The 13,923-nt window shown below is 64.2% G+C and carries 10 protein-coding genes and 1 pseudogene; 7 read left to right on the top strand and 4 right to left on the bottom strand.

From position 1 onward, the window contains the following. Window positions 1–32 precede the first annotated feature (32 nt). The 5 genes from gnd (at window position 33) to QYE47_RS06685 (ending at window position 5,447) form a co-directional block, all read left to right on the top strand. Entirely contained in the window at window positions 33–1,040 is a 1,008-nt protein-coding gene (gnd, locus tag QYE47_RS06705) for a phosphogluconate dehydrogenase (NAD(+)-dependent, decarboxylating) (RefSeq protein WP_290446946.1), read from the top strand. Then, window positions 1,037–2,542 (top strand): glucose-6-phosphate dehydrogenase, encoded by a 1,506-nt coding sequence (gene zwf, locus QYE47_RS06700; RefSeq protein ID WP_014590352.1) that lies wholly within the window; start codon window positions 1,037–1,039, stop codon window positions 2,540–2,542. The genes gnd and zwf overlap by 4 nt, the downstream gene beginning before the upstream one ends. Window positions 2,543–2,607: 65 nt before the next feature. Continuing rightward, window positions 2,608–4,404, top strand: a complete 1,797-nt coding sequence (locus QYE47_RS06695; RefSeq protein WP_019437013.1) for a glycoside hydrolase family 15 protein — start codon at window positions 2,608–2,610, stop codon at window positions 4,402–4,404. Between the two features lie 66 nt (window positions 4,405–4,470). Further along, window positions 4,471–4,827 carry a VOC family protein gene (locus QYE47_RS06690; RefSeq protein ID WP_014590354.1) on the top strand — a complete coding sequence of 119 codons (357 nt, stop codon included), beginning with the start codon at window positions 4,471–4,473 and terminating at the stop codon, window positions 4,825–4,827. Further along, window positions 4,827–5,447, top strand: a complete 621-nt coding sequence (locus QYE47_RS06685; RefSeq protein WP_026031824.1) for a TetR/AcrR family transcriptional regulator — start codon at window positions 4,827–4,829, stop codon at window positions 5,445–5,447. The genes QYE47_RS06690 and QYE47_RS06685 overlap by 1 nt, the downstream gene beginning before the upstream one ends. 133 nt (window positions 5,448–5,580) lie before the next feature. Here QYE47_RS06685 and preA read toward each other — a convergent pair whose 3' ends face one another. The 3 genes from preA to hydA all read right to left on the bottom strand — a co-directional run bounded on the left by preA (window position 5,581) and on the right by hydA (window position 9,798). Continuing rightward, window positions 5,581–6,855: an NAD-dependent dihydropyrimidine dehydrogenase subunit PreA gene (gene preA / locus QYE47_RS06680; protein ID WP_019437251.1), complete on the bottom strand. Its 1,275-nt coding sequence runs from the start codon at window positions 6,853–6,855 to the stop codon at window positions 5,581–5,583. Then, entirely contained in the window at window positions 6,856–8,223 is a 1,368-nt protein-coding gene (locus QYE47_RS06675) for an NAD(P)-dependent oxidoreductase (protein ID WP_010954834.1), read from the bottom strand. Window positions 8,224–8,358: 135 nt separating this feature from the next. Then, window positions 8,359–9,798 (bottom strand): dihydropyrimidinase, encoded by a 1,440-nt coding sequence (gene hydA / locus QYE47_RS06670; protein WP_014590358.1) that lies wholly within the window; start codon window positions 9,796–9,798, stop codon window positions 8,359–8,361. 343 nt (window positions 9,799–10,141) lie between these two features. On the opposite strand from hydA, the gene QYE47_RS06665 reads away from it, so the two are divergent. Both QYE47_RS06665 and QYE47_RS06660 read left to right on the top strand, forming a co-directional pair. Continuing rightward, a complete protein-coding gene (locus QYE47_RS06665; RefSeq protein WP_014590359.1) occupies window positions 10,142–11,632 on the top strand; it encodes an NCS1 family nucleobase:cation symporter-1 in 1,491 nt (496 codons plus the stop codon). A 49-nt stretch (window positions 11,633–11,681) separates the two neighbouring features. Then, window positions 11,682–12,965 carry a Zn-dependent hydrolase gene (locus tag QYE47_RS06660; protein ID WP_019437252.1) on the top strand — a complete coding sequence of 428 codons (1,284 nt, stop codon included), beginning with the start codon at window positions 11,682–11,684 and terminating at the stop codon, window positions 12,963–12,965. Here QYE47_RS06660 and QYE47_RS06655 read toward each other — a convergent pair. Further along, window positions 12,962–13,922: pseudogene (locus QYE47_RS06655) on the bottom strand (ribonuclease Z). The gene QYE47_RS06660 and the pseudogene QYE47_RS06655 sit on opposite strands and share 4 nt — an antisense overlap. Between the last annotated feature and the right edge of the window lies 1 nt (window position 13,923).

The raw sequence follows: 13,923 nt of genomic DNA, 5'->3' as shown, positions 1-13,923 counted from the left end.
GACTAATCTGAAAAGCTGGACTGTCGTCATCCATTTCGAAAAGGGAGCATTGGCTCATGCAACTGGGAATCATCGGGCTGGGCCGTATGGGCGGGAATATCGCAAGGCGCCTGATGCGCGCCGGTCACCGCACCGTGGTGCACGACCGCAACCGTGAAGCCATCACCGGCCTGGAAGGCGAAGGCGCCCAGGGCGCGCATGACCTCGGTGCACTGGTACAAAAGCTGAAAGCGCCGCGCGCGGTATGGGTGATGCTGCCGGCTGGGGACGCCACCGAGCAGACCATCGCCCAGCTGGCCGAAATGCTGGAGCCGGGCGATGCGATCATCGACGGCGGCAACACCTTCTACAAGGACGACATGCGCCGCGCCGCCGAACTGGCCAAGCGCGGCCTGCATTACCTGGACGTCGGGACTTCCGGCGGCGTGTGGGGCCTGGACCGCGGCTACTGCATGATGATCGGCGGCGAAAAGGACGTGTTCGAGCGCCTTGAACCGCTGTTCAAGGCGCTGGCGCCGGGCGTGGGCGACATCCCGCGTACCCATGGCCGCAACGGCGAGCATCAGCGTGCCGAGCACGGCTACATCCATGCCGGCCCACCGGGCGCCGGGCACTACGTGAAAATGGTGCATAACGGCATCGAGTACGGCCTGATGCAGGCCTATGCCGAAGGCTTCGACCTGCTGCGCAGCAAAGGCGGCAACGAGCTGCCCGAAGACCAGCGCTTCGACCTGAACGTGGCCGAAATTGCCGAAGTGTGGCGACGCGGCAGCGTGGTGACCTCGTGGCTGCTCGACCTCACCGCCGATGCGCTGGTGGCCGACCCTCAGCTGTCGCAATTCAGTGGCTCGGTGTCCGACAGTGGCGAAGGCCGCTGGACCATCGACGCCGCCGTCGAGCAGGCGGTGCCGGTGCCGGTGTTGTCCAGCGCACTGTTCGCGCGCTTCCGTTCGCGCCAGCAACAGGGCACCTACGGTGACAAGATCCTCTCGGCAATGCGCCTGGGCTTCGGTGGCCACGTCGAGAAGAAAGGCGAATGACTAAACAGACCCTTGCGGCCGCCCCCCCTTGTACCCTGTTCCTGTTCGGCGCCAATGGCGACCTGGTCAAGCGCCTGCTGATGCCCGCGCTTTACAACCTCAGCCGCGACGGTTTGCTGGACCGTAACCTGCGCATCGTCGGCGTTGACCATAACCCGGCCAGCGCCGAAGAATTCGTCGCGCGCCTGCACGCGTTCATGGTCGAGCGTGACAAAGGAAGCGAGGGCAGCGCCAAGTGCCTGGACGAGAAGCTATGGGCCCGCCTGGCCAAGCGCCTGGATTACCAGACGGGCGACTTTCTCGATCCGGCCACCTACCAGGCCCTGGCCAGGCGCATCGACAAGACCAGCCACGGCAATGCCATCTTCTATCTGGCCACGTCACCACGCTTCTTCCCCGAGGTGGCGCAGCGCCTGGGGCAGGCCGGCCTGTTGGACGAGTCTGCCGGCGGCTTTCGCCGGGTGGTGGTTGAAAAACCGTTCGGCACCGATCTGGCCAGCGCCGAGGCGCTCAACGCCTGCCTGCTGAAGGTGATGGGCGAGCGGCAGATCTACCGCATTGACCATTACCTGGGCAAAGAGACGGTGCAGAATATTCTGGTCAGCCGCTTTTCCAACGGCTTGTTCGAATCGTTCTGGAACAACCACTATATCGACCACGTGCAGATCACCGCAGCGGAAACTGTCGGTGTCGAGACCCGTGGTGCCTTCTATGACAGCACCGGCGCCCTGCGCGACATGGTGCCCAACCACCTGTTCCAGTTGCTGGCGATGGTGGCCATGGAGCCGCCGGCCGCGTTCGGCGCCGATGCGGTGCGCGGTGAAAAGGCCAAGGTGGTCGGCGCTATCCGCCCATGGTCGGCAAAAATGGCCCTGAAGAATTCCGTACGAGGCCAGTACAGCGCCGGCAAGCAGGGGCGCAAGCCGTTGCCAGGCTACCGTCAGGAGGCCAACGTCGCGCCGGACAGCCAGACCGAGACCTACGTGGCGCTGAAAGTGATGATCGACAACTGGCGCTGGGCCGGCGTGCCGTTCTACCTGCGCACTGGCAAGCGGATGAGCGTGCGTGACACCGAGATTGCCATCTGCTTCAAGCCCGCACCGTATGCGCAGTTTCGCGAGTCGGAGCTGGAACGGCCCAAACCCAACTACCTGAAAATCCAGATCCAGCCCAATGAGGGCATGTGGTTCGACCTGCAAGCCAAACGGCCCGGGCCAGAGCTGGTGATGGAGAATGTCGAGTTGGGTTTTGCCTACAAGGACTTCTTCAAGATGACCCCGGCCACTGGCTACGAGACGCTGATCTATGACTGCCTGACCGGTGACCAGACCCTGTTCCAGCGGGCTGACAACATCGAAAACGGCTGGCGAGCGGTGCAACCGTTTCTCGATGCCTGGGCCCAGGGTGGCGAAGTGCATGAGTACTCGGCTGGCGAAGACGGGCCTGAGGCCGGCAATGAATTGCTGACCCGCGACAAGCGGGAGTGGCACCGGTTGGGGTGAGAGGTTTGCAAGCCTGTGCTGGCCCTTTCGCGGGCAAGCACAGGCAACCACACAAAGGAGACTCGATGCCTGCCCAAATCGAAGACTACGCCCTGCTGGGCAACTGCCGCAGTGCGGCGCTGGTCAGCCGCGATGGTGCGCTGGACTGGCTGTGCCTGCCACGCTTCGACGCCCCCGCCGTGTTCGCGGCCCTGCTGGGCAACGAAGAAAATGGCCGCTGGCGCCTGGCCCCTTGCGACCCGGTAACGCACAGTAGCCGCCAATACCTGGGCGACACCCTGGTGCTGGAAACCACCTGGGTCACTGCCAGCGGTCGTGCCAGGGTGCTCGACTTCATGCCCCTGGGCGAAGTCAATTCGGTGGTGCGCATCGTCGAAGGCTTGTCTGGCGAAACCCATTTCGAAATGGACCTGGTCATGCGCTTCGACTACGGCCGCAGCGTGCCCTGGGTGGAACGACTGGACCCACTGACCCTCAGCGCCGTCGCCGGCCCTGACCGATTGATCCTGTGCAGCACCGTGCCCCCGCAAGCCCGCGACCACCATACCGGCTGCCGCTTTCGCGTCAGCACGGGCCAGCGCCAGGTCTTCAGCCTGCGTCACCAGCCCTCGCACTTGCCGGTGCAGCCTGACTGCAACATCGACCAAGCCCTGGCAAACACTTGCGAGCAATGGCAGGCCTTCGCCGACCGCTGCCCGCAGGTAGGACCGTATACCGCCCTGGTGCGCCGCTCGCTGCTCACCCTCAAGGCCATGACCTACGCTCCCACCGGCGGTATTGTCGCTGCCGTCACCACGTCGCTGCCCGAGCGTGTGGGCGGCGAGCGCAACTGGGACTACCGCTTCTGTTGGCTGCGCGACGCGACCATGACCCTGCTGGCCTTCATGAACCTTGGCTATTTCGACGAGGCACAGGCCTGGCGCGAGTGGCTGCTGCGCTCGGTGGCCGGCAACCCCGAGCAGATGCAGATCATGTATGGCCTGGCTGGCGAGCGTGACCTGCAGGAGTACACCTTGCCGTGGTTGGCCGGTTATGAGCATTCGCAGCCGGTGCGGGTGGGCAACGCCGCCTCGGCGCAGACGCAACTGGACATCTATGGCGAACTGGCCGATGCGATGACCCAGGCGATCAAGGGCGGATTGCCCCGTCACCCGCGCAGCGCCGCCATTTCGCGCTTGATATTGCCTTATGTCGAACGTATCTGGCGCGAGCCGGACGAAGGCATCTGGGAAGTGCGTGGCGGCCGGCAGCAGTTCGTGCACTCCAAGGTGATGGCCTGGGTCGCCTTCGACCGCGCCGCAGGGCTGGCCGACACCACGGAAGAAGGCCGTGAGCGCGGGCAGCATTATCGCCAGGTGGCTGACGAAATTCACCACGACGTGTGCGAGCACGGACTGGACCCCAGCGGCCGGTTTTTCGTCCAGGCCTATGGTTCGACCGAAATGGACGCCAGCCTGTTGCAGATCGCCCTGACCGGCTTCCTGCCGGCGAATGACCCACGCTTCATGCGCACCCTGGAACAGATCGAACAGCGTCTGATGAAGAACGGCCTGCTGCTGCGCTATGACAGTGACAGCTGCAGCGACGGCCTGACGCCGGGAGAGGGCACCTTCCTGGTGTGTTCGTTCTGGCTGGCTGACGTTTATGTATTGCTGGGGCGCCAGGCCAAAGCCGAAGCGCTGTACCAACACCTGACCGGCCTGTGCAACGACCTCGGCCTGCTGGCCGAACAGTACGACCCGGCCGGCCAGCGCATGCTCGGCAACTTCCCCCAGGCCTTCAGCCAGATAGGCATCATCAACACCGCGCTGAATCTGCACCGCGCACAGTGCCCGGCACGCGACCGGGCGCGTTGTGGGTAGCGAATGAGTAGGGCGACTGCCTTGACCGGAGTAGACTAGGCCAAACCCTTTCGGCACGGAGCATACATGGGCATTCGCGGTACTGACCGGCAGATCGACAACATCGAGTTCAATGTCAGCGACATCTCACGGAGCAAGGCCTTCTATGGCAGTGTATTCGGCTGGGCTTTCACCGACTACGGGCCGACCTACACCGAGTTCAGCGATGGCCGGTTGACGGGCGGCTTCACCACGGGTGAGCCGGTGCGCCCGGGCGGCCCGCTGGTCATCCTGTACGCCGACGACCTGGAGGCCACGCAGCGCCGGATCGAAGCTGCCGGGGCGAAAATCAGCCGGGCGTCCTTTGCCTTTCCCGGCGGGCGGCGCTTTCATTTCATCGACCCGGACGGTTATGAGCTGGCGGTGTGGACGGCGCAAGCCTGATGGCCAATCACAAGATCGAAATCCGCCGACGCAATATCGAAAAAATTCTGCAAGCGGCGGAAAAGGTGTTTGCCGAGAAGGGCTACGGCGCCACCTCCATGGGGGATATCGCCGAGCAGGCTGAGCTGCCACGCTCCAACCTGCATTATTACTTCAGCACCAAGGACGAGCTGTTCCGCGCGGTACTGCAGGACCTGCTGGATGTGTGGAAGCAGGACGCCCTTTGCTTCGAGAACTTCGACGACCCGCGTGTGGTGCTGACCAGCTACATTCGGGCGAAGATGGGCCATTCGCGCTCGCGGCCGCTGGGCTCGAAAATCTGGGCCGAAGAGATGCTGCACGGGGCGCCGGTGCTGGGGGTTAACCTCGACGAAAGCCTGGTGCCCTGGGCGAAGATGAAAGAGGCCAAGATCCGCTGTTGGGTGGAAGAGGGGCGCATCCTGCCGGTGGAGCCGTCGGCGCTGTTGTACATGATCTGGGCGTCTACCCAGCACTATGCTGACTTTGGTTACCAGGTGCAGTTGCTCAACGGCGGCGAGGTGCTGTCGGACATGGCCTTCGAGAATGCGGTGCAGACGGTGACCAGCGTGATCTTGCGGGGGATCGGGCTGGCGCCGTGAACCGGCGATGGAGGCCGCTGCGCGGCATTCGCGGGCTTGCCCGCTCCCACAGGTTCTGCGCTGTCCTCAGAAACGGCGCAGTCCTGTGGGAGCGGGCAAGCCCGCGAAGGGCTGCATGGCAGCCCCCATTGCTTCAACTGGCCTCGCGGTACGGGTTACGCGGATCCTGCGTCCAGTTCAGGTACGGCTTGCCGGTATCCTGTGCCTCCATTTCGATGCAGTTTTCCACCGGGCAGGTGATCTGGCACAGGTTGCAGCCTACGCATTCCTCTTCGATCACACTGTAGGCATGCGTGCCGTCAGGCTTCAGCGTGCTGGCAATCGCCTGGTGCGAGGTGTCCTCGCACGCAATGTGGCAGCGCCCGCAGCCAATGCACGCCTCCTGGTCAATATGCGCTACCGATTTATAGTTGATGTCCAGGTATTTCCAGTCGGTGGTATGCCCCACCGCCTGCCCGCGGAACGCTTCGATAGTGGCATGCCCATGCTGGTACATCCAGCGTGCCAGGCCGTCCTGCATGTCCTCGACGATACGGAAGCCATGCAGCATCGCCGCTGTGCACACCTGCACGGCGCCACTGCCCAGGGCCATGAACTCGGCGGCGTCACGCCAGTTGCCGATGCCGCCAATGCCACAAATCGGCAAGCCCCGCGTTTCCGGGTCGCGGGCGATTTCCGCCACCATGTTCAAGGCAATCGGCTTCACTGCCGAACCGCAGTAACCGCCATGGGTACTCTGGTCCCCGACAATCGGGTGGGCCACCATGCGGTCCAGGTCGACGCTGGTGATGGAGTTGATGGTATTGATCAACGACACGGCATCGGCCCCGCCTCGGTGCGCGGCGCGGGCCGACTGGCGGATATCGGTGATGTTCGGCGTAAGCTTCACGATCACCGGCAGCGAGCAGTACGTCTTGCACCAGCGGGTGACCATTTCCACATATTCCGGCACCTGGCCGACGGCTGCCCCCATGCCGCGCTCCGGCATACCGTGTGGGCAACCGAAGTTCAGCTCGATGCCATCGGCCCCCGTGGCTTCCACCAGCGGCAGGATGAACTTCCACGATTCCTCTATGCACGGCACCATCAGCGACACGATCAATGCGCGGTCGGGCCAGTCCTTCTTCACCTGGGTGATCTCGCGCAGGTTGATTTCCAGGGAGCGGTCGGTGATCAACTCGATATTGTTGATCCCCTGTACCTGACGGTTGGGGCCATAGTGCGCCGAGTAGCGCGACGACACGTTGACCGCCGCAGGGTCTTCGCCCAGGGTCTTCCAGACCACGCCGCCCCAGCCGGCCTCGAAGGCGCGGACCACGTTGTAGGCCTTGTCGGTTGGCGGTGCGGAGGCCAGCCAGAAGGGGTTGGGTGCCTTGATGCCGGCAAATACGATAGACAAGTCGGCCATTTACGCTGCCTCCACGTTGAGCATGAGTTGGGCATGGATGGCTTCGGCGGCCAGCTTGCCGTGTTGCACGGCCTGCACGGTAAGGTCCTGCCCCAGCGCGGTGCAGTCGCCGCCTGCGTACACGCCCGGCAGGCTGGTCTGCAGGTTTTCGTCCACGCGGATGCGCTCACCCTCGCGGGCCAGTTGCGCAGCCACCGGGTCGCCGAGGCTGGCATCGTCAAAGCGTTGGCCAATGGCCTTGAAAATGGCGTCCGCAGCCAGCTCGAAGGTTTCGCCGGTATCGCGCAGGCGGCCTTCCGCCAGCTCGGTGCGGGCAAAGCGCATGCCGCGGACCTTGCCGGCGTCATCCAGCAGCACGGCATCAGGGCGGGCCCAGGTGTGCAGGCGTACCTGGTTGGCCTTGGCAATGTCCTGCTCGTGGCCGGTCGCGCCCATGTCGGCGTGGCCACGGCGATAAACCAGGTTGACGTCGCGGGCACCCAGACGGCTCATCTGCACGGCCATGTCGATGGCCGTGTTGCCAGCACCGATCACCAGGCAGCGGTCGGCCAACGGTAGCTGGCTCAGGTCATCGGCCTGGCGTAGCTCGCGGATGTATTCGGTGGCGGCGACCACACCGGGGGCTTCCTCGTCGGGCAGCCCTAGCTGGCGCACGGCATTCAGGCCGAGGCCCAGGAACACCGCGTCGTACTGATCGCGCAGTTCGCCCAGGCTAAGGTTGCCACCCAGGCGCTGGCCATGGCGGACTTCGATGCCGCCAATGCCCAACAAGAAATCCACTTCACGCTGGGCATAGTCGTCTACCAGCTTGTAGCGGGCGATGCCGTACTCGTTGAGGCCACCGGCTTTGTCGCAGGCCTCGAACACCACCACGTCATGGCCGTGCATGGCCAGGCGGTGGGCGCAGGACAGCCCTGCCGGGCCGGCGCCCACCACGGCGATACGCTTGCCGGTGGCTGCCGAGCGCTTGAACGGGTGTGCGCTGAACTGGGCGTTGTCCAGGGCGTAACGCTGCAGCTGGCCGATCAGCACCGGCGCGCATTCCTGGGCGTTGTTGCGCACGCAGGCTTGCTGGCAGAGGATTTCGGTGGGGCACACGCGGGCGCAACTACCGCCCAGAATGTTGGCCGAAAGAATGCGCTCGGCGGCGCCTTGCAGGTTTTCGTCACTGATGCGGTGTATGAACGAGGGGATGTCAATTTCGCTGGGGCAAGCGTTGACGCAGGGGGCGTCGTAGCAGTACAGGCAGCGTGCACTTTCCAGGGCGGCCTGGCGCGCGGTGAGGGGTGGGGCCAGGTCGCTGAAGCGCTCGGCCAACTGGTCGGCGCCGGCCCGTGGGCGCGGCAAATGGTTCAGGGCGTTGGTCACGGTTGTAGCCTCTCTATTTTTTTTGGTGCAGGCGACAGGTATTGCGGTCGATTCTGGGGCCGCTCCCACAGGCGATCGCGGTCCTTGTGGGAGCGGCCTTGCGTCGCGATGGGCTGCACAGCAGCCCCAATGACTTCAGCGCTGAACAGGCATCGGCCGCTGATGCTCGGCCCGGCGCCCCAGCACCTCATACACCGCCGGGTACGCCGGCCGTTCCACATAGCGCCCCGCACCCGGCTCGGCGCGCAGGTCGCCATCGGCCCAGAGCACCTTGCCCTGGCTGATGGTGTGGCTTGGGATGCCGCGCACGGTGCGGCCTTCGAAAATGTTGAAGTCCACCTGCTGGTGGTGGGTTTTGGCGGAGATGGTGCGGGTGCCCTGCGGGTCCCACAGCACCAGGTCGGCATCGGCACCCACCCGGATAGCGCCCTTGCGCGGGAACAGGTTGAAGATTTTCGCCGTGTTGGTAGAGGTCAGCGCAACGAATTCGTGCATCGACAAACGCCCGCTGTTGACCCCGGCATCCCACAGTACTGCCATGCGGTCTTCGATGCCGGCGGTGCCGTTGGGGATGCGGCTGAAGTCGTCGCGGCCCATGGCTTTCTGCTCGGCGCAGAAGCAGCAGTGGTCGGTGGCGGTGGTGTGCAGGTTGCCCGACTGCAAGCCGCGCCACAGCGCCTCCTGGTGTTCGCGTGGGCGGAACGGCGGGCTCATCACATAACCGGCGGCGGTGGCCCAGTCCGGGTCACGGTAGACACTGTCGTCCAGCAGCAGGTGGCCGGGCAGCACCTCGCCATACACCGGCTGGCCCTTGCCTCGGGCATAGGCGATTTCATCCAGTGCCTCGCGGCTGGAAATGTGCACCAGGTACAACGGCGTGCCGAGGGTTTCGGCAATGCGGATGGCGCGGCTGGCCGCTTCACCTTCAACCTGCGAGGGGCGCGACAGCGGGTGGGCTTCCGGCCCGGTCATGCCCTGGGCGAGCAGTTTTTTCTGCAGGTGGTACACCAGCTCGCCGTTTTCGGCATGCACGGTGGGCACCGCGCCCAGTTGCAGGCAACGCTCGAAGCTGGCCACCAGGGTATCGTCGGCGGCCATGATTGCATTTTTGTAGGCCATGAAATGCTTGAAGCTGTTCACCCCGTGCTTGGCCACCAGCTCGCCCATCTCTTCGGCCACCTGCTCGCTCCACCAGGTGATGGCGACGTGGAAGCCATAGTCGCTGGCGCTTTTCTGGGCCCAGCCGCGCCACGTGTGGAAGGCCTCCAGCAACGACTGCTGCGGGTTGGGTATGACGAAGTCGATGATCGAGGTGGTGCCGCCAGCCAGGCCCGCAGCGGTGCCGCTGAAGAAGTCCTCGCTGGCCACCGTGCCCATGAACGGCAACTGCATGTGGGTGTGCGGGTCGATGCCGCCGGGCATCAGGTACTGGCCACTGCCGTCGAGGATCTCGCAGTCGGTGGGTGGTTCGAGGTTTTGCCCGATGGCACGGATCAGGCCATCGGCACACAGGACATCGGCGGGATAACTCTCTTCGTGGGTAACCACGGTGGCGCCACGGATCAACAGGGACATGCCGTTTTCCTCGCAGGCTGACCGGTCTTGGCCGGTTCTTTGCATTGTCATGGATGCCAGGGCGGGCAGGGCGGTCAATCCTGTCAGGCCTGACAAGATTCGAGGCTAGATGCTGATTCTGGATTCAGCAAGAAAATTTTCCCATTAAATTTGTGGTTTTTAAGTTGTTGATACAAAAAGGAAAAAATTAACGCGCGAATGGGCGACGGGGTTTTCAGGGTATTTGACTAACTTGACAAGATGAAAATCTGGTCGAGATTTCTAAGCACAATTCCGCGTGCGAACTCCGGTCATCGAATCAGCCTGATGAGCGAAAAATAGAAGAAAAACTGGAGAAGGGCCTATGCAACAGAGCAGATCGGAAGTGGTCGAGCAAGATGGCCTGTTCGAGCTGTCCGAGGGCAGCGATGTCCTCGACAGCCCGCGCTACAACCCCGACATAGCGCCGACCAAGGTGCACCAGCGCACCTGGAACAAATGGCACATCACCGCCCTGTGGGTGGGGATGTCCATCTGCGTACCCACCTACACCCTCGGCGGCGTGCTCACCGCCTACTTCGGCCTCAGTGTTGGCGAAGCGCTGCTGGCGATCCTGCTGGCCAACGTAATCGTGCTGATACCGCTTACCCTCAATGCCTTTCCCGGTACCAAGTACGGCATCCCGTTTCCGGTGTTGCTGCGTTCGTCGTTCGGCATTCTCGGCTCCAACGTACCGTGCCTGATCCGCGCGGTGGTGGCCTGTGGTTGGTTCGGTATTCAGACCATGTTCGGCGGGCTGGCCATTCACCTGTTCCTGGGGTCGGTGTTCGACGGCTGGAAGGCGCTGGGCGGGACAGGCGAGGTGATTGGCTTCATGATCTTCTGGTGCCTGAACCTGTGGGTGGTGCTGCGCGGCGCCGAGTCGATCAAGTGGCTGGAAACGCTGTCGGCACCGCTGCTGGTGGCAGTGGGCGTCGGTCTGCTGTTCTGGGCCTTGCCGCACATGTCGATGACCGAACTGCTGGCCCAGCCGCCCAAGCGCCCGGAAGGGGCAAGCGTGGTCAGTTACTTCTGCGCCGGGCTTACGGCCATGGTCGGTTTCTGGGCCACACTGTCGCTGAACATTCCCGACTTCAGCCGCTACGCCCGCAGCCAGAAGGATCAGATTCTCGGGCAGATCTTCGGCCTGCCGCTGACCATGTTCCTGTTCGCTGCGCTGGGTGTGGTGCTGACCGCCGCGTCGGCGTCGCTGGTGGGCGAGACGGTGTCCGACCCGGTCAGCCTGATCGGCAAGATTCAAAGCCCGTTCTGGGTGGCCCTGGCCATGGCGCTGATCGTGATCGCCACGCTGTCGACCAATACCGCGGCGAACATCGTGTCGCCCACCAATGACTTCCAGAACATTGCCCCACGCTTGATCGGCCGAAGCCGCGCGGTATGGCTGACCGGCTTTATCGGCCTGGCGCTGATGGGGCATGAACTGCTGAAGAAGCTGGGCCTGATTGTCTCCGACCTTAGCCTGGAGAGCGTGTATTCCAACTGGCTGCTGGGCTATTCCAGCTTGTTGGGGCCCATTGCCGGCATCATGGTGGTGGACTACTTCCTGATCCGTCGGCAGAAGCTGGACCTGGCCGGGCTATACCGCGACGACGTGTATCCCGCGTGGAACTGGGCCGGTTTTGCCGCCTTCGCCTTGCCAGTGGGGCTGACGGTAATGGCGATTGGCAACAGCAGTTTCAGCTGGTTCTACGACTACGGCTGGTTCACTGGCTCGCTGCTGGGCGGTGCACTGTACGCCGTGCTTGGCGGTTTGGCGGCACGCAACCCGGTGCGGCTGGCCAAGCCCTCGCCTTGAGGCCTCGAAGAGGCCCGTACAAACAATAAGAAGCCTGAAGGAGAAGCCCGTGACCCCCGTCAAAGAGATCCTGAATACCAACGCCCGTCACGTCGACAGCACCCGCCTGTGGCAGTCGCTGATGGACCTGGCCCGGCTCGGCGCCACTGCCAAGGGCGGTGTCTGCCGCCTGGCCTTGACCGACCTCGACCGCCAGGCCCGTGATCTGTTCGTGCAGTGGTGCGAGGCGGCTGGTTGCTCGGTCAGCATCGACGCCGTCGGCAACATATTCGCCCGCCGTCCGGGCCGTAACCCCAAGCTGCCGCCGGTGATGACCGGCAGCCATATCGACACCCAGCCCACCGGCGGCAAGTTCGATGGCTGCTTCGGGGTGATGGCCGGGCTGGAGGTGATCCGCACCCTCAACGACCTGGGCGTGGAAACCGAAGCGCCGCTCGAAGTGGTGGTGTGGACCAACGAAGAAGGTTCGCGTTTTGCGCCGTGCATGATGGGGTCTGGGGTATTCGCCGGCAAGTTCACCCTGGAAGACACCCTGGCCAAGCGCGATGCCCAGGGTGTCAGCGTTGGCGAAGCATTGAACACCATTGGCTACGCCGGTCCGCGTGCCGTGTCGGGGCACCCGGTGGGGGCGTATTTCGAAGCGCATATCGAGCAGGGTCCTATCCTTGAGGACCAGGCCAAGACCATCGGCGTGGTCCTCGGCGCCTTGGGGCAGAAGTGGTTCGACCTGACCCTGCGCGGTGTTGAAGCCCATGCCGGCCCTACGCCGATGCACCTGCGCAAGGACGCCCTGGTGGGTGCAGCCGCTGTGGTAGAGGCGGTCAACCGCACGGCGCTTGCCCACCAGCCCCACGCCTGTGGCACGGTGGGTTGCCTTCAGGCGTACCCGGGCTCGCGTAACGTGATCCCGGGCGAAGTGCGTATGACCCTCGACTTCCGCCACCTGGAGGGCGAGCAGTTGAATGCGATGATTGCCGATGTGCGCGGGGTGATCGAGGCGACCTGTACCAAGCATGGCCTGAGCCATGAGTTGGTGCCCACGGCCGACTTCCCGGCGCTTTACTTCGACAAAGGCTGTGTCGACGCCGTGCGCGAGTCGGCCAAGGCGTTGGGCCTGCCGCACATGGACATCGTCAGTGGCGCGGGGCATGACGCGATCTTCCTGGCCGAGCTGGGGCCGGCGGGGATGATTTTCGTGCCGTGCGAAAACGGCATCAGCCATAACGAGATCGAGAACGCCACGCCCGATGACCTGGCGGCGGGCTGCGCGGTGTTGTTGCGGGCGATGCTGGCGGCGTCGGAGGCAATTGCCAGCGGGCGCCTGGCGGCCTAGGCACTGGCCTCAAGACGGCCGTTGCGGCCAAGGTGATAGCGCTGCAGGTCCTGCGCCAAGGTCAACTGCCCGCTGTAGTGGGCGAGGGCCTCGTCGCGCACATTGTCGATGTGCGGGCTGCGCCGCGGGTCGTTCTGGTAGCGGGCGCTGAAATGGGTCAGTACCAGGTTGCGCACGCCCGCGGCCTCGGCAAAGCGTGCCACCTCAGCGGCGGTGCTGTGGCCGAACGTGCCCCCGGTGCGTTCGACCACCGCCTGGGTGAAGGTGGCTTCGTGCACCAGTACATCCGCCCCCCTGGCGACGGCTGCCAGCAGCTCTGGTTTGTCGTTGTCCCCGCACACGATCACCCGCTGGGGCGGACGCGAAGGGCGCAGGTAGTCGTTGCCGTTCAGCAGTTGCCCATTGAACGTCACGGTCAACCCCTTGGCCAGCTCGCCCCACAGCGGACCACGCGGTATGCCCTCGGCGTCCAGGCGCTGGATGTCCAGGCGTGGCTCAGGGTTGATTTCGGTGAATACGAAACCCACGCTGGGCACCCGGTGCGACAGTTGCACGGTGGTCACCTGCAGGGTCTCGCATGCGCCATGCGACCAGCTCTTCAACGGGCAACAGGCGCAGCTCGAACGGCAGGAAGGTGTCGCTGGCAACCAGGCCCTGGCGTACCCAGTCGTGCAGTACGGCGGGCAGGATCACTTCCAGCGGCTGGGTGCGCCCGCTCATGCCCGCGCTGGCCAGCAGGCCGGGCAGGCCGAAGCAATGGTCACCATGCACGTGGGTGATGAAGATCGCGCGCAGGTCGCGGATCGAAAGCGGGGTGTGCAGCAGGCGGTGCTGGGTGCCTTCGCCGCAATCGACCAGATACCAGTGGCTGCCACTGGCCTCGATCACGGCCGTGGCGCTGACATTGCGTGCCTTGGTGGGCACCCCGGCGGAGGTGCCGAGGAACAGCAGGTCCATG

The organism is Pseudomonas sp. 2,4-D (genome assembly GCF_030418155.1).
GTDB classification, from domain to species: domain Bacteria; phylum Pseudomonadota; class Gammaproteobacteria; order Pseudomonadales; family Pseudomonadaceae; genus Aquipseudomonas; species Aquipseudomonas alloputida.
This window is presented reverse-complemented; position numbering and strand designations above follow the sequence as displayed.

What these genes read in the sequence shown, in the direction of transcription:
- hydA (WP_014590358.1), bottom strand. Translation starts at nt 9,798, where the DNA reads ATGTCCCTGTTGATCCGTGGCGCCACCGTGGTTACCCACGAAGAGAGT.
- preA (WP_019437251.1), bottom strand. Translation starts at nt 6,855, where the DNA reads ATGGCCGACTTGTCTATCGTATTTGCCGGCATCAAGGCACCCAACCCC.
- QYE47_RS06695 (WP_019437013.1), top strand. Translation starts at nt 2,608, where the DNA reads ATGCCTGCCCAAATCGAAGACTACGCCCTGCTGGGCAACTGCCGCAGT.
- QYE47_RS06690 (WP_014590354.1), top strand. Translation starts at nt 4,471, where the DNA reads ATGGGCATTCGCGGTACTGACCGGCAGATCGACAACATCGAGTTCAAT.
- zwf (WP_014590352.1), top strand. Translation starts at nt 1,037, where the DNA reads ATGACTAAACAGACCCTTGCGGCCGCCCCCCCTTGTACCCTGTTCCTG.
- QYE47_RS06685 (WP_026031824.1), top strand. Translation starts at nt 4,827, where the DNA reads ATGGCCAATCACAAGATCGAAATCCGCCGACGCAATATCGAAAAAATT.
- QYE47_RS06665 (WP_014590359.1), top strand. Translation starts at nt 10,142, where the DNA reads ATGCAACAGAGCAGATCGGAAGTGGTCGAGCAAGATGGCCTGTTCGAG.